General features: G+C 35.0%; 10 protein-coding genes and 2 tRNA genes. 6 read left to right on the top strand and 6 right to left on the bottom strand.

Annotated features, from left to right (window positions below; genetic code table 11):
* Nucleotides 1-3: 3 nt before the first annotated feature.
* Entirely contained in the window at nt 4-1053 is a 1050-nt protein-coding gene (locus IPZ78_RS06300) for an alpha/beta hydrolase (RefSeq protein WP_225552149.1), read from the bottom strand.
* Between the two features lie 169 nt (nt 1054-1222).
* Between IPZ78_RS06300 and IPZ78_RS06295 the strand changes: the two genes are divergently transcribed.
* The 3 genes from IPZ78_RS06295 to IPZ78_RS06285 all read left to right on the top strand — a co-directional run bounded on the left by IPZ78_RS06295 (nt 1223) and on the right by IPZ78_RS06285 (nt 4256).
* Nucleotides 1223-3520: a TonB-dependent receptor gene (locus tag IPZ78_RS06295; RefSeq protein WP_225552148.1), complete on the top strand. Its 2298-nt coding sequence runs from the start codon at nt 1223-1225 to the stop codon at nt 3518-3520.
* 15 nt (nt 3521-3535) lie between these two features.
* A complete protein-coding gene (locus tag IPZ78_RS06290) occupies nt 3536-4135 on the top strand; it encodes a hypothetical protein (protein WP_225552147.1) in 600 nt (199 codons plus the stop codon).
* 49 nt (nt 4136-4184) lie between these two features.
* A tRNA-Arg gene (locus IPZ78_RS06285) sits at nt 4185-4256 on the top strand.
* A 238-nt stretch (nt 4257-4494) separates the two neighbouring features.
* On the opposite strand, the gene IPZ78_RS06280 is transcribed toward IPZ78_RS06285, so the two are convergent.
* The 5 genes from IPZ78_RS06280 to rpe form a co-directional block, all read right to left on the bottom strand.
* Nucleotides 4495-6759, bottom strand: a complete 2265-nt coding sequence (locus IPZ78_RS06280; RefSeq protein ID WP_225552146.1) for an aconitate hydratase — start codon at nt 6757-6759, stop codon at nt 4495-4497.
* Nucleotides 6760-6956: 197 nt separating this feature from the next.
* Nucleotides 6957-7454, bottom strand: a complete 498-nt coding sequence (locus IPZ78_RS06275; protein WP_225552145.1) for a DinB family protein — start codon at nt 7452-7454, stop codon at nt 6957-6959.
* 95 nt (nt 7455-7549) lie between these two features.
* The gene (locus IPZ78_RS06270; RefSeq protein ID WP_225552144.1) at nt 7550-7924 is read right to left on the bottom strand and encodes a hypothetical protein; all 375 of its coding nucleotides are present in this window, start codon (nt 7922-7924) and stop codon (nt 7550-7552) included.
* A 94-nt stretch (nt 7925-8018) separates the two neighbouring features.
* Nucleotides 8019-10781, bottom strand: a complete 2763-nt coding sequence (locus IPZ78_RS06265) for a bifunctional aconitate hydratase 2/2-methylisocitrate dehydratase (protein WP_225552143.1) — start codon at nt 10779-10781, stop codon at nt 8019-8021.
* Nucleotides 10782-11104: 323 nt separating this feature from the next.
* Entirely contained in the window at nt 11105-11785 is a 681-nt protein-coding gene (gene rpe / locus IPZ78_RS06260; protein ID WP_225552142.1) for a ribulose-phosphate 3-epimerase, read from the bottom strand.
* A 168-nt stretch (nt 11786-11953) separates the two neighbouring features.
* Here rpe and IPZ78_RS06255 point away from each other — a divergent pair, with 168 nt between their 5' ends.
* The 3 genes from IPZ78_RS06255 to IPZ78_RS06245 all read left to right on the top strand — a co-directional run bounded on the left by IPZ78_RS06255 (nt 11954) and on the right by IPZ78_RS06245 (nt 15926).
* Nucleotides 11954-14083, top strand: coding sequence for an HD family phosphohydrolase (locus IPZ78_RS06255; protein ID WP_225552141.1), 2130 nt, complete (start codon nt 11954-11956; stop codon nt 14081-14083).
* 126 nt (nt 14084-14209) lie between these two features.
* Nucleotides 14210-14299: transfer RNA gene (locus IPZ78_RS06250), tRNA-Ser, on the top strand.
* Nucleotides 14300-14564: 265 nt separating this feature from the next.
* Nucleotides 14565-15926 carry a site-specific integrase gene (locus tag IPZ78_RS06245; protein ID WP_225552140.1) on the top strand — a complete coding sequence of 454 codons (1362 nt, stop codon included), beginning with the start codon at nt 14565-14567 and terminating at the stop codon, nt 15924-15926.
* Nucleotides 15927-16882 lie beyond the last annotated feature (956 nt).

Here is a 16882-nt window from a genome sequence, read left to right as displayed (position 1 = left end):
ATGCTACTTTTTATTAATCTTATAGGTTTTTAAAATTGAATTGAAGTTCGGATTATTAATATATCGCGTAAAATCATGAGAACGCATCCCTGAAAAATCTGATCGCTTCAAAAACTTATAAGACGACGCCAGCTTATCAAATGAATCACTTTTATAACCCAAATCAGTGGAATTCAATTTATTCGACAACCAACCAACGACCTTTTTTAGCATCAAATCATCTTTGTTGGTCGAAATATGAAAGGCCATCAACTGTGGCGTAAAAGATACATTATAAATTGAATCTTCATGATTGATTTCAAAATCAGATTTTCCAATGGCCGGAGCCAAAGCAATAGCATATATTTTATTGCGTTGATTTCGAATTAAATCATGCTGCAGACTCATCGTATCAATATTATGGTGCTCTACAATATCAGTCATCTTCACACTGTCAATTGGTGCAGAACTCAATGCGGATAATATGACTGATGCACCTCGACTATGTGATATTAAATAAACTTCCTTATTTGAAATATTGTTCAAAATCTTCCGTAAAGCAAACTTTCCTGCGTACTGCGAATAGTCGGATGCTGTAAACCAAGTTTTTAAACTGGATAGTGGATTTTTAGTGTAAAGTCCATCCCAATAAAACTGAATCACTTCATCTGAAGTTGTCAAATTCAACTTACTTTGAATAAGTTCATAGTTCTTCGTCACCTCTTTTGCTTTCGCATTGAAACCATGGATTAATACAAAAACACGCTTCTTATTAGACAAATGCTTTTTCAGTAGACGTAGATACTCTTGTTCAAATTTCACCAAATCATTAGTCAATGATTTCTCCTCGGCCAATTTACTTAGCGAATACGCATTCTTTTTCCCATTGCGGGGTGGAATTCCATACACGGAACGCCAATCGTTCGGATAAAATGCTCCGAATTGATCCACAAAAGCAATTGTAGTCCGTGGAGGGATTTGACGGTTAGGATTTAATACACTTGGTGCATTATGTTGAATCCCACACGATGCAAATAAAGCAACAATTAATAGGTAAAAAATAGAAAATCTCATACAATAAGGTCAAAAACAGTAAAGTGAGTTAACTCATCTACTTAACAGACTATAAGACAAATATGCTTAAAATAAGTTTTAAAAAAAATCTTGCAACATTGATGCATTTAATTTGCAACATTGATGCATTTGTGTTAATTTTGTAGCATTATTGCAACTAAAAGTTTACATGACGCGAATTACACTTATTTTTATCAATTTATTTATTAGCTTTTTATCCTTTGGGCAACAAAAAATAGACATTTCTGGTAAGGTAATAAATAAAGAGACGAAAGAAATTGTTGTTCATGCTTTTCTTAAAGTAGGCAATCAAATTACGGTATTAACCAATCATCAAGGTGAGTTTCATTTACAAGACTTACCACTAGGTAATTTAAATTTAGACATTTCTCATATCGCTTATGCTTCTAAAAAAATAAGCATCGATCTATCTAAGGATACTATTTTTAGTATTGAATTGACACCCAAATCCATCAATTTGGATGAAATATCAATACAAAAAGTTGGTACTACGAATACTGCCAACACCTTAAAAATCGAACAACGTAAAGAGAGTCAAGGTAAAAATCTAGCTGAAGTATTAGCTGACATAGCAGGTGTAAGCACTTTAAAAACAGGGGCAACTATAGCAAAACCAATGATCAACGGCCTATTTGGCAATCGAATTATTTTATTAAATAATGGCACTCGCCACGAAAGCCAACAATGGGGATTAGATCATGCCCCAGAAATTGATCCTTTTGCATATCAAAAAATTTCTATTCTAAAAAATGCGGAAGCGATCCGATACGGTGCTGATGCTCTTGGCGGTTTAGTGAAAATGGAGCCTCAAGACATTGTACAAAATAAGTTAGTAGCAGGTAGTGTCAATATAGGAGCCAACAGCAATGGACGTGGTGGATTCATCAACACACAATTGGAGGGCAATAAAAACAACTTCTCTTACAGAGCTGGGATCACAGGTATCAAAGCTGGCAATCTGAAAACCTCTGATTATTATATCGGAAACACAGGTAAAACAGAATTGAATGGAAACATACTCTTGCAATACAAAAAAAACAATCACAAGATAGACTTATATACAAGTCACTTCGGTACTGAATTGGGTATTTTTCAGGGTGCACACATAGGCACAAAAGAAGATATATTTGCTCGTATCGCGTACGGTCGTCCTTTCGAAAATTACGATTTCTCCTATGCGATCACTGCACCTAAACAAACAGTAAATCATCAGTTAGCGAAATTAGGCTATAGCTATCAAATCGATAATAACCAAAAGTTAGAAACGTATTATAGTATTCAAAAAAATCACCGTCGTGAATATGATTTACGTCGTGTACAATCTGACAATACACCAATGGCAGACATCGTATTGACGACACAACAGCTCGAAGCGGTATATAAAAATCGAAATACGAAAATAGGCGTTTTCGGATCTTTGCAAATCAACAATAATACATCTGGAACAGGCACTACGCCTATAATTCCGAATTTTGACAACCATAACGTAGCCCTATTTGCAAGCCATAAAATCAATTACGGTCGTCATTATGCAGAAATTGGAGCTCGTTACGACTACAAATATTTTGATGCGGCAGGTTACCGTTTTGCACATGATCAACTAAATTCGGATGGTTCTACTCCGCAATACTTATTAAAGGATCGCAGAGATTTTAGTAATTTCTCAGGCGTAATTGGGAATACACTTTCCCTATTTCAGGCACTTACATGGAAAAGCAATCTTGCTTTAGCATGGCGTGCGCCATCAGCTAGCGAATTGTATAGCGACGGCATCCACCATGGCACGGGAACTTACGAGATTGGAAACATTAACTTACAAAGTGAGCAAGGTTTGAAATGGGTAAATACAATCACCTACAAAAACCAATGGTTAAATCTGAATGCTGATCTTTTTGGACAAGTAATAGACAACTACATATACAGCCAACCCAATCCAGACGCTGTAAAACAGACCATACGCGGCACCTTCCCGATCTTTCAATACCAGCAAGATGATGCTGTATTTTATGGTCTAGACCTACAGGCTGAAGTTCAGTTGACTCAAAATTGGGATTATCTACTATCATTTTCATCGGTACGTGCCAAAAACACAACGAAAAACAGCTACCTGCCCTATATACCTGCAGATCGCGTACAACAGGCTATTGCCTACAACTTTTTACTTCGGGACAACAATAGTTCATATATCAAATTAAAACACCAGTACCAAGCTAAGCAATCTCGCTACGAAGCAAATTCAGATTTTGCAGCACCACCAGCAGGTTATCACACCTTTGATATTATCGCGAATACTACATGGAAAACACAACAATCAAGAACGATAAGTTTATTACTGAGTATAGAAAACATGTTTAATACAGCTTACAAGGATTACTTAGATCGTTTTAGATATTACACACACAGTATAGGAAGAAATACAGCAATCAAAATAAATTACACATTTTAGCACAAACAGAAAATTATGAAAAACTACATTTTATTAGCTTTAATTAGCATTTTCACTTTCTCGTCATGTACAAAAGATGATCCAACACAAGAGTTAGATCAAGAACAGTTAAATTCAGCTACATTGATATTTACCCCTGTCGTAAAAGAAACAAAAGATGGGAAAGCAACCTATACGCCTATGCAAGGTGAAGAAGCACATAGTATCAAATTCGAAGCTCCTACTTACTTACCTCCAGTTGGCACGCATCTGCACTTGCATGTAGGACATACATACAAATTGGAATTAAAGACAACAGACTTTGCAGGTAGAGCCTCAGAGCAAACGTTCTTAAACCGTCCAGAAAATCACCAAGCTTTCTTATTGGGAGCGGAAAACACGGAATTAGACTTTGTATACGCCGATGAGACTAATGTAGGCATCACAGCTTATATTACAGTGAAGCAAGAAGCATCTGTAGTATTAAACTATGTAATGCGTCACTTGAGACCAAATGTGAAGAAAAATATCACAGCCGAAGACTGGAATAATACAGAATATACGAAGTTCACAGGCGACAATGATTTAGACTTAAAATTCGAAGTTCACTTCGTGGATGAAGATCATGGTCATTAATCTCAAAAACTAGTTTGACTTTCGCTTAAAAGTTATATTTTTGCGAGACGCTTGCGTAGTTCAATGGATAGAATATCAGATTCCGGTTCTGCCGATGTGGGTTCGACTCCCTCCGCGAGCACGCTATAACATTTTTAAAAGCCCAATTTTACGATTGGGCTTTTTTTCACAGCCTTAACACCTTAGTATAAGACACTTATTTTAATCCTGAAAAGCAGCTTAATTGATATTCCAATTATTACTATCTGAAACATTCATGGACATCAAGTGTAATGCTATCGGAAGTCTCAATTGGTTTATTCAAAACTAAAAAAGCCTAACAAATATTGTAAGGCTTTCAATCTAATCTATTGTAATTATTATGCTTGATTTTTACGAATGATATTCAATGCGCCACCTGCTTTAAACCATTCTATTTGTTGAGCATTATAGGTATGGTTCGCTAGAATTTCTTCTTTTGTACCATTCTCATGATGCAATACAAGCGTCAATGGTGTATTCGGTGCAAATGTTGTTAACCCTACAATATCGATAGAATCATTTTCTTGAATTTTATCGTAATCATCCTTATTCAAAAATGTCAAGCCAAGCATCCCTTGTTTTTTCAAATTTGTCTCGTGGATTCTTGCAAATGATTTCACCAATACAGCACGTACACCTAAATGACGAGGCTCCATAGCAGCATGTTCACGTGAAGAACCTTCACCATAATTCTCATCACCAACAATGATCGAACCTATACCAGCTGCCTTATAAGCTCGCTGCGTAGCAGGAACAGTGCCGTATTCACCTGTCAATTGATTTTTAACGTTATCCGTTTTATCATTGAAGAAGTTGACCGCACCGATTAACAAGTTGTTTGAAATATTATCTAAGTGTCCACGGTATTTCAACCAAGGGCCAGCCATTGATATATGATCTGTAGTTGTTTTACCTTTAGTTTTGATTAATAGCTTTAAGCCTGTCAAGTCCGTTCCTTCCCAGGCTGCAAATGGCTCTAGCAATTGTAATCTATCTGAAGTAGGTGATACATCTACTGAAATAGAAGAACCATCTTCCGCCGGTGCTTGATAACCTGCATCTTCTACATCAAAACCACGAGCAGGTAATTCATCACCTTTAGGTGGATCTAATTTTATTTGTTCACCATTTTTATTGGTCAATGTATCTGTAACAGGATTAAATCCCAAATCACCCGAAATCGCAATCGCTGCTACCATTTCAGGAGAAGTTACGAAAGCATATGTATTTGGGTTTCCATCCGCACGCTTTGCAAAATTACGGTTGAACGAATGTACGATTGTATTTTTCTCTTGTTTGTCCGCTCCTGCACGATCCCACATACCTATACATGGTCCACATGCATTTGTAAAAATTGTCGCATTCAAGTCTTCAAAAGTTTTTAATAAACCGTCACGGTCAGCAGTATAACGCACTTGCTCAGATCCTGGATTTATACCAAACTCCGCTTTAGTTATCAAACCTTTATCGACAGCTTGTTTTGCAATGGAAGCTGCTCTTGCCAAATCTTCATACGATGAATTCGTACAAGAACCGATCAAACCCCACTCTACTTTTGTTGGCCAACCATTTTTTGAAGCTTCTTCACGCATGCGCGAAACTGGAGTATATAAATCTGGTGTAAAAGGACCATTCAACGAAGGCTCCAACTCAGATAAATTAATCTCAATAATTTGATCAAAATAGACTTCTGGATTAGCATAGACTTCTGGGTCAGCAGTCAAATGATGTTTAATAGCATTTGCTCCATCGGCAACCTCTTCACGACCAGTTGCACGCAAGTAGCGCTCCATAGATTCGTCGTAACCGAAAGTTGACGTTGTCGCGCCTATCTCCGCACCCATATTACAGATTGTGCCTTTACCTGTACAAGATAAAGATTCCGCCCCATCACCAAAATATTCTACTATAGCACCAGTACCACCTTTCACCGTCAAGATACCTGCCACTTTTAAAATAACATCTTTGGCAGAAGCCCAACCTGATAATCTACCTGTTAATTTCACACCAATAAGCTTTGGAAATTTAAGTTCCCAAGGTAATCCTGCCATCACATCACAAGCATCAGCACCACCAACACCGATAGCTACCATCCCCAGACCACCAGCATTCACTGTATGTGAATCCGTACCGATCATTAAACCACCCGGGAAAGCATAGTTTTCTAACACGACTTGGTGAATAATACCAGCTCCTGGTTTCCAGAATCCAATACCATATTTATTTGAAACAGAACTTAGAAAATTGAATACTTCAGAACTCTCATTCTTAGCTCTTGTTAAATCTTTCTCCGCGCCCTCCTTGGCTTGAATCAAGTGATCACAATGCACCGTTGAAGGTACTGTAACTTTTGGACGACCTGCTTGCATAAATTGCAATAAAGCCATTTGTGCTGTGGCATCCTGCATCGCTACACGATCCGGTGCAAAATCCACATAAGACTTGCCGCGCTCGTAAGCTTCTGTCGCACGACCATCCCAAAGGTGTGCATACAAAATTTTCTCTGAAAGTGTCAATGGCTTATTTACAACTTGACGAGCCGCAGTTATACGCTCATCATATTGTGAATAAACTTTCTTAATCATTTCAATATCAAAAGCCATATTATAATTGTTTATGTTTCTTATCAAAAGTTATATACAATTTACAAATATTATGCTAAATCATAATCAGACTAATGTAAATTGACTGTAAATAGCTAATTCAGACAGATTCTAAACAACTATCACATCTTATTATCAGCCTCATAACAATAAAACCAGAGTATTACCTCTGGTTTTATTGTTATATGAAATTATTGTTACTTACCTTGTTCATCAGCCGAAGGGCCATATAATCCTGGTACAGGAACATCTAAAAGACGTAAATAGAGTGCTAACTGTCCACGATGATGAATTAAATGATTCGCAACTATAAATCTAAATGCTCCTGCTTTGGGTAAATCGACAATTACATGTTCTCCTGCTTTCAAAGCCCAATTCGTTAAATAAGTTTCATCAGACAACGTATTTAACGAATTTAAATTTTTAAGATGACCTGCTTCTAAAACTTCAATTAATTCTTCAGCCGTTTGTAAAGTAGAAGGTTTATAATCCGTATGAAAATCAAAAACATCAGTTGTAAAGACCATTGAAACCCAATTATGCAATTCAACTACGTGATTTGCCAATTCGCCTAATGTCATAGATTTCGGATGTGGTTTGTAATCAAATTTATCCTTCGGTAATGCATTTAATATGCGTAAGGTATTATTTTTCTCTCTTTCTATTTCAATGGTTAATGCTTTCTGAATACTCATAGTTTGTTATATTTAATTTTATAAATAAAGACTTTGCTAACATCTACATAAACAACTGGAATACTTATTATTATAAATTAATCAATTTATTGCTGTTAATCAATAGTAAATCCACTAAAACAATTCCCCGATTGAACCCCTACTACAAGTTTAGGTTCACTAAAATTATCCTTTATAGTTATTTTCATAGCCTGATCACTAATTCTTTCTAGAATAAATAATTCACTATCATAAACAAAATTATTCGTTGTTATTACGGTCCTATCAAGATCCAGTTCTTTACCATTTACTGTAATAGAGTTAACCCACCAGCTCGAATTTTTATTAATTTCAATCGAATAGACTTCTTTACTATCAATAATTTTCGATTCCTTTACAGTGATTTTAAAAGGGGAACTACATTCACCAACCAACTCTCCTTTGCAAGACCACAAAGAAAAAACAATACAAATTAAAACCAATGCTCTCATAATAACACAGAATATTACATAAATATAATTAAGTAAAACGAAAACGGCTAATCTTTTACAAGATTAGCCGTTTTCTATTTTATCTTCCTAAAAACTATTTCGTAGAAATTGGAGCAAACTTTGTTAAGTTGATTCCTTTTACTGCATTTTTGTATTCTTCGATAGTAGGAATACGACCTAATATAGCTGACAATACTACTACAGGTGTAGATGCTAATAAAGATTCACCTTTTTTACCATCTCTATCTTCTACTACACGACCTTGGAAAAGACGTGTCGAAGTAGCTAATACCGTATCACCTTTTTCTGCTTTCTCTTGGTTACCCATACAAAGGTTACAACCAGGACGCTCTAAGTACATAATATTTTCGTATTCAGTACGAGCCGCTGTTTTAGGCATTGCGTCATTAAATTCGAAACCCGAATATTTCTGTAAGAATTCCCAATCACCTTCAGCTTTCAACTCATCAATGATATTGTAAGTCGGTGCAGCTACTACTAACGGAGCATTAAATGATACATATCCTTTTTCAGCCTCTATATTCTTAAGAATTTGAGAAACGATTTTTAAGTCGTCTTTATGAACCATACAAGAACCAACGAAACCTAAATCTACCTTTTTGTCATTTCCATAGTAAGACAAATCACGGATTACATCGTGCGTATAACGCTTAGAAACATCCGCATTATTTACATCTGGATCGGCAATCATTGGCTCGTCAATGATATCTAAATCGATGACAACTTCCGCGAAATATTTAGCATTAGCATCAGGCTGTAAAGCTGGTTTAGCGCCAGATCTGATTTCTTCAATACGAGCATTAGCTTTGTCGATCAGACCTTGCAATACTTGATTATGGTTGTCCATGCCTTTCTCGATCATGATTTGGATACGAGATTTAGCAATTTCTAACGATTGTATTAATGTTTCATCTTGTGAAATACAGATAGAAGCTTTAGCTTTCATTTCTGCAGTCCAGTCCGTAAATGTAAATGCTTGATCCGCTAATAAAGTACCAATGTGTACTTCGATAATACGACCTTGGAATACGTTCTCACCATCGAACTGTTGCAACATTTGTAATTGTGTAGCGTGTACCACGTCACGGAAGTCCATGTGCTCTTTCATTTGACCTTTGAAAGTAACTTTCACAGACTCAGGAATCGGCATAGAAGCTTCACCAGTCGCTAAAGCTAATGCTACAGTACCAGAGTCAGCACCAAAAGCAACACCTTTAGACATACGTGTATGTGAGTCACCACCGATAATGATAGCCCATTCATCAATAGTGATATCATTCAACACTTTGTGGATAACGTCAGTCATAGAATGATACTCCCCTTTAGGGTCACGTGCAGTGATCACACCAAAGTCATTCATGAATTTCATTAATTTAGGAATGTTAGCTTGCGCTTTTTTATCCCATACAGATGCTGTGTGACAACCAGATTGGTAAGCTCCATCTACAATTGGAGAGATCACAGTAGCCGCCATAGACTCTAACTCTTGCGCTGTCATCAAACCTGTAGTATCTTGCGAACCTACGATGTTTACTTTCACACGTACATCAGAACCAGCATGCAATGTTTTACCTGGAGTAACTCCAACCGCATTTTTGTTGAAGATTTTTTCAACAGCAGTTAAACCAGCACCTTCTTTAGTGATTTCTTTTGCAGGAGCAAATACTGTTGGCGCTTCGATACCTAAAGTTTGTGCAGCAAAAGTTTGGATTTTTTTACCAAATACGATAGCATATGAACCACCAGCTTTGATAAATTCTAATTTTTGTGGTGTGAATGATTTAGAAATATCTTTCAATTCAACATCACCGTTGTATAATTTTTTCGTTTTTGTATTAATTGTCAGAACAGTGCCTGTAGCAACAGAATAAGCTTGCTCTAAAACGATATCGCCAGCTTCGTTACGAACTACATTACCTTCAGCATCCGTTTTCTTTACCCAGTTTTGTAAATCGATACCGATACCACCAGTTACGTCTACTGTAGTTAAGAAAATTGGTGAAATACCGTTAGTACCCGCTACAATTGGAGCGATATTTACAAATGGAATGTATGGAGAAGCTTGACGACCAGTCCAAAGTGCAACATTATTAACACCCGACATACGTGACGATCCCACACCCATTGTACCTTTTTCAGCAATTAGCATCACTGAAGCATCAGGATGAGCAGCTTTTAAAGCAACGATTTCCGCTTGTTGAGCAGGAGACATCATACATTGTCCGTGTAGCTCACGATCCGAACGAGAGTGCGCTTGGTTACCTGGAGATAATAAATCTGTAGAAATATCACCTTCAGCAGCAATATAAGTAACAACCTTAATCTCTTCTTGAACTTCGGGAAGTTTAGTAAAGAATTCCGCTTTCGCGTAACTTTCTAATATGTCTTTAGCAATTGAATTTCCAGCTTCGTAAGCTGCAGCTAAACGTGCAGTATCTGCGTCGTATAAAAACACTTGTGTTTTTAATACTTCAGCAGCTTGTTTTGCGATTGCTTCATCATTACCTAAAGCTAAATCTAATAAAACAGCAATTGAAGGACCACCTTTCATGTGAGACAACAATTCGAAAGCGTATATTGTAGGGATTTCAGCAACTACTGACTCTCCTAAAATAATTTCTTTCAAAAATTGAGCTTTTGCACCTGCCGCTGGAGTAGTACCTGGCAATGTATTATAAATAAACAAACGAAGAGATTCAGCTCTATGTTCGTTGTTTACATCTTTAATTTGAGCGATAACTTCACTTAATAATTCAGCTCCGTCAATAGGTTTAGGATTTAATCCCTGACCTTTTCGTTCTACAACCTCTTGTACGTAATCGTTGTAAATACTCATATATCTGTCTTTCAAAGTTTAAAAGGATAAATAAAAACTGCAAAAAACATTTTTTATTTCCTTGTTGTTATAAAATCATATTGAAACAATATGCTAGAACCTAAAATATTATTTCAAAAATACATTCTCCCTATTTTGACAATCCTTTGTCAACAAAAGACCGTCAAAATTTAGCGCAAAAATACTAAAAATCAATGTTTAAAACTAATCCAAGTAACCATCAAATTAATTTGGAATCAATCTAAACAATAGATTTAAATTGTATTTAAACACGCCAAATACTTAATAAAAAAGCGACAAATTTTAAAATTTGTCGCTTTTTTCTATGCTAATTGACTGTTGATGTCAATATCCTTCAACGCTTTTATAGTATCAATTGGATTGTCTGCTGTAAACACAAATGATCCAGCGACCAACACATCTGCTCCCGACTCTAATAATTGCGTCGCATTAGCTGTAGTCACCCCACCATCGATTTCTATTAGTAAATTATCGTTCACACCCGCAGCCAACGCTCTCAATTCTTTGATCTTCGTATAGGTATGATGAATAAATTTCTGACCACCAAAACCTGGGTTAACAGACATAATACATACCAAATCAATATCCTGAATTACATCTTTCAACAGTTGAACTGACGTATGTGGATTTAAAGCCACGCCTGCTTTACAACCCAACTCTTTTATTGCTGCTAACGTACGGTGTAGATGTGTGCATGCCTCATAATGAACCGTAATAACCTCTGCCCCATTATCTTTACAAGTTTTCAAATAACGATCAGGATCCACGATCATTAAATGCACATCCAATGGTTTTTGTGCATGTTTTGCAATAGCACTCATCACAGGAAAACCAAATGAAATATTAGGCACAAAAACACCGTCCATAATATCAATATGAAACCAATCCGCTTCACTCTGATTAACCATTTGAACATCTCTCGCTAAATTCCCAAAATCAGCCGCTAAAACTGAAGGAGCAATTAAATGTTTATTATTTGACATGAATATCTTTATTAAATTTTTGCACAAAGATAGGCCTAATATTTGCCTATTTCAAAACAAAATCCACTTATTGACATTCCCTTAATAATATATAGACTGTAAGAAACTAAGACTATAATTAGTTACTTTTGTTTGATAACGTTGTAAAATTTTCAATATAATTACCAAGTGGCAAAACTAAAAATCAACTACATAGATAGTAAATTGCAAAGCGACTCTCCTATTCTTAAATATGGAATGCTTGTTTTGACTGTTTTTCTAATATGTTTATTTCTCCCTAAGCAGCCTCGTTTTGAGTACGAGTTCCAAAAAGGTAAAGCCTGGAATCACGACAACCTCATCTCACCCTACAATTTTTCAATCAACAAAACTAAAGAAGAGCTCGATCGAGATAAACAATATATCTTGAAAACGGTTCAGCCTGTATATAACCTCCAACAGACAATCAACAAGGAGCAAATAGACCTCTTCACTACTGACATAGCCGAAAAATGGCAGAGTAGCCAAATGGATACTATTCCTACATTGGATATTCAAAAATACAAACAAAAAGGTGTTGACATTCTTGAGTATGTATACAATCGTGGCATACTGTCCCTCAATAATCGTTACCAAAATAAAGGTGCTGACGCAGAAAAAGTTAGTGAAACAGAAGGAAATTACAATTTCACCTTAATCGACAATAATCTAGCGACACAAAAAAACACCGCCGATTGTTTTACAATCGAGTCAGCGATCAACTATGCACACTACGCGCTAGAGAAAGATGCTTCGGTAACTAAGAAACGTTGGTTAGAAGAGGTATTAAAAAATTACATCACTGTAAATTACATCTTCAACGAATCGTTAACCAATAAAATCGAGCAAACCGCATTAAGCAACATATCCTCCACACGTGGCATGGTGCAAAAAGGTGAACTCATCGCTGAAAAAGACAAAATCATTAATAATGATACATACCAAAAACTAGAATCGCTTCGAAAAGTATTCGAGGATGAAGCCCGCATATCAGGAAATAAAACGTATGTATCTTTAGGACAATTTTTAGTCGTTGGGCTAGCGATGGCCTTATTGATGGTTTTTTTGTATTTCTTCCGCAAAAACATATACAACAACAATAGACTTTTAGCAATTATATACATAGTTATCCTCGGTATGCTGGGCGTATTTTCGTGGGCACTACAATTACGTGTTTCCAGTTTATACTTTATCCCTTATTGTGGTGTACCCATTATTTTCCGCATCCTATTCGACACTCGTGTTGCCCTGAATATCCATCTTTTAATGGTGTTAATTACTGCGCTATTCGTACCGAACAGTTATGATTTTGTGTTTTTACAATTCATGTCTGGACTAGTTGCGATATACAGCATCAAAACGATGGTAAAACGCGAGCAGTTTTTGATATCCAGCTTACTAATACTAGCCACCTATATCATCGGATTTATAGGTCTAGTTTTGACACGTAATGGATCTTTTAGTAGTATTTATTGGATAGATATTTTACCATTTTTTGTGAGCGTTGGTTTAACCTTATTGGCGTATCCACTGATTTATGCTTTCGAAAAGCTGTTTGGAATAGTTTCCGATCTAACATTAATGGAATTAACAAACTCCAACTCAAAATTGCTGCGTGAATTGTCGTTAAAAGCACCCGGGACGTTTCAGCACTCACTACAGGTAGCCAACCTTGCTGAATCGGCAATTTATAAAATTGGAGGAAATTCCTTATTGGTACGTGCCGGCGCATTGTATCATGATATCGGCAAAATTGTAAACCCTCTTTACTTTATTGAAAATCAAAAAACGGGAATTAATCCACATCAAGAGTTAACATCCGAACAAAGTGCTCAGATTATTATTTCACACGTAATTAAAGGAATTGAAATTGCTAAACGTAATCAATTACCAGAGGTAATTATTGATTTCATAAGAACTCACCACGGTACGACGCGTGTAGATTATTTCTACAATGAATTTATTCAAAACAACCCAGATAAACTTGTAGATGAGACACTATTTCACTACCCTGGTCCTAACCCATTTTCTAAAGAGACAGCCGTATTAATGCTAGCTGATTCTGTAGAGGCAGCAGCCAGGTCTCTAAAAGAGCCGACAAAGGACTCTATAAGCATGCTGGTTGATAAAATTGTAGAACATAAATTGGCTCAAAAGCAGTTCAGCAATGCTAATATTACACTCAAAGATATCAGCGATGTAAGTACAATTTTCAAAAATATGTTGATGAGTATTTATCATGTACGTATCGATTATGATTTAAGTAAAAGAAAAGATTAAGCAAGACTAAAAGTATAATTATTGACTTTCAGATTGTTAATAATAAACAACAAAAAAAAATTAAAAAAACTCGCTTTAAAGTTTGTAGAATCGATTTTTTGCTTTATGTTTGCAGTGTCGAAACACGGAGAGGTGCCTGAGTGGCCGAAAGGAACAGTTTGCTAAACTGTCGTACTGGAAACGGTACCGCGGGTTCGAATCCCGCCCTCTCCGCCAAGACTAGTTTTAAAGCTTTTAAAAAAGCATATAAAAACACTAAAAGCCTGCAAAACAATGATTTGCAGGCTTTTTTAATTTTAGACCTATCCCATAATTTTCAAAAACACTCCTAAAAGTTATGGCATAATCGTGGCAATAATTCTCCTCGTCAAAATTGCCACGAAAATCACACTATAATCCTGATTATCAACAAATTCAAAAGATAAACATCTTGATAAAGAAACTGATTTGATCTACATTTATTCACTTAATAAATTATGATATGTTGAACACAAACATCTCTGTCACATTTTTTTTAAAAGCTTCTAAAAATATAGGTGATTTACGCTTTATATATTTTAGAATCCTTGTTAATGGAAGCTATAGAGAATCATCTACTAAAAAAAAGTGGTTAGCATCTAGATGGGATCAAGGAAAAAATAGAGCAATTGGGACAAAAGAAGATGCAAGAATTCTTAATAACCATTTAGATCAACTAAATAGAAAAATTGAAAATTTAGCCGAAATGTTTCAAAGCAAAGAGATTCAGATTACAGCGCAATCTATAATGGACTCATATTATGGTAAAACTTCAAATTCTAACAATGTATTATCCGAATTTCAGAAGCACAATGATGAATTATATGCTCTAATTCCATCTGGAGAAATTGCTGAGGGGACATACGACAGATATGTTACTGCTAGATCTCATGTAAAGGATTATATAAAACAAAAGTACAATGCTGATGATCTTGAATTTCAACAACTGAATTTTGATTTTATTAAAGGTTATGAACTCTATCTGAAAACAGTAAGATGCTGTAATAATAATACAACATTAAAGTATATAGCAAATTTCAAAAAGATTGTCTTAAGAGCAGTTGCAAAAGATTACATCCCTAAAGATCCATTTATGTTGTTTAAAGGGAAGAAAACTAAACCTAACAAAAAGCCTCTTTCACATGAAGAACTATATATTCTAGAGAGCAAAACTTTCACTACTAAAAGACTAGATGTTATCAGAGATATATTTGTTTTTCAATGTTATACAGGCCTTGCTTATAGTGATGTGTATAAGTTACAGAAGTCAAATATTATAAAAGGTTTAGATGGGGACCTATGGATAAGAGATAATCGTAGAAAATCTAAATCTGAATTTAATGTCCCATTACTTCCCAAGGCTTTAGAAATAATGGAAAAATACAAAAATGACCCTGACTGTGTTGCTACAGATAGAGTATTGCCTGTTAAATCAAATCAAAAGATGAATGAATATTTAAAGGAAATAGCAGTGTTATGTGAATTTAATACTGTCTTGAATACGCATAAAGCTAGACGAACATTTGGGAGTACTGTTACGTTAGCGAATGGTGTTCCAATTCACGTAGTAAAAGACATGCTTGGTCACCAATCTGTAAGACAAACTGAAGAATATGCTATTACAGAACAAGAAGCTATAAGTGAAGAAATGAAACAATTAAAAGAAAAACTTATAAAAAAACAACTTAAACAAAACGACTTAATTGTTAATCATGCAGATGTTATTACTATTTCCACTATTGAAAAAAAAATTGGATTAAAACTCACTGAAAAAGAAAGCTTAATGGTAGAGAAGCTCATTAAATCTCTTAGAAATGAAAAATAATTAGTGATATATGTAGATTTCGGATAAAGTAAGATTGTATATAAATAGCAAATTGTCTAACTGAACTTGTGTAAAAGCTATGTTTTGTGATTAGGATTAATGTTATCAATAATTAATACGTATTAATGTATTTTATATTTACAATATTAAAACAGAGCGATTTATTCATTAATTCTTTGCTACACTCATTTCAATTCTCTGTTGAGTATAGCTGATATGATCCACTATCATATCTACGATAGTTTATTTCAAAATCATGTTGTTTAACAGCTGCGCGGTCAATTAAAATTGAAATCTCCCTTATATAATTCCCATCCTCTTTAACCATCATGAATTTGGCAAAGAGGTATGGGTATTAGCTTAAAGATCTAATATACATAGATATGTGCCTAATATTATAGTATCGTAACTATTAAATTCTTAATCTACGCTTGTGCTTGATTTTATTAGGAGGTTTTATTTCAGTTGTTTAAAGGTTCTTTCTGTGAGACCTTACATCAGGTTTTATCAATATTGTGCTAAACTTCATATCCCCCCCTTATTTTAAAGAAACTTTACATAAATGTTTATAACTTGTCATTTTTATTTATAATTCCAAAGTTATTTACTGCCGAATCAGGTTGTAACTTTGTACAATTCACGTAATAATTTTTGTGAAACCGCCTGTCACATACATATTAATTGTAATTAAATATTAATTTTCCAGGTAGACTTCCCTGTTTTTGAATTAAGAAAATTAAAAAAATCTATTGAGTGGAATGATTTAAAGCAGATTTTGATTTACGTAAATTGCAAGCGTATATTTTATTATATTTCCTACAACATTGTTTTGTTTGTAGATATTTAAACAATCTAATAACTATACGTTATCTAGCTAGACTAATTTTTTCAATTAATTCCGAACTAGTATTTAAACTTCATGATTATTTATTAGATTGTTAAACTAGTTTATAAAA

Origin of the sequence: Sphingobacterium bovistauri (genome assembly GCF_020295405.1) — a bacterium.
Lineage (GTDB): Bacteria > Bacteroidota > Bacteroidia > Sphingobacteriales > Sphingobacteriaceae > Sphingobacterium > Sphingobacterium bovistauri.
This window is presented reverse-complemented; position numbering and strand designations above follow the sequence as displayed.

What these genes read in the sequence shown, in the direction of transcription:
- IPZ78_RS06300 (WP_225552149.1), bottom strand. Translation starts at nt 1,053, where the DNA reads ATGAGATTTTCTATTTTTTACCTATTAATTGTTGCTTTATTTGCATCG.
- IPZ78_RS06290 (WP_225552147.1), top strand. Translation starts at nt 3,536, where the DNA reads ATGAAAAACTACATTTTATTAGCTTTAATTAGCATTTTCACTTTCTCG.
- IPZ78_RS06280 (WP_225552146.1), bottom strand. Translation starts at nt 6,759, where the DNA reads ATGGCTTTTGATATTGAAATGATTAAGAAAGTTTATTCACAATATGAT.
- IPZ78_RS06245 (WP_225552140.1), top strand. Translation starts at nt 14,565, where the DNA reads ATGTTGAACACAAACATCTCTGTCACATTTTTTTTAAAAGCTTCTAAA.
- IPZ78_RS06270 (WP_225552144.1), bottom strand. Translation starts at nt 7,924, where the DNA reads ATGAGAGCATTGGTTTTAATTTGTATTGTTTTTTCTTTGTGGTCTTGC.
- rpe (WP_225552142.1), bottom strand. Translation starts at nt 11,785, where the DNA reads ATGTCAAATAATAAACATTTAATTGCTCCTTCAGTTTTAGCGGCTGAT.
- IPZ78_RS06275 (WP_225552145.1), bottom strand. Translation starts at nt 7,454, where the DNA reads ATGAGTATTCAGAAAGCATTAACCATTGAAATAGAAAGAGAGAAAAAT.
- IPZ78_RS06265 (WP_225552143.1), bottom strand. Translation starts at nt 10,781, where the DNA reads ATGAGTATTTACAACGATTACGTACAAGAGGTTGTAGAACGAAAAGGT.
- IPZ78_RS06295 (WP_225552148.1), top strand. Translation starts at nt 1,223, where the DNA reads ATGACGCGAATTACACTTATTTTTATCAATTTATTTATTAGCTTTTTA.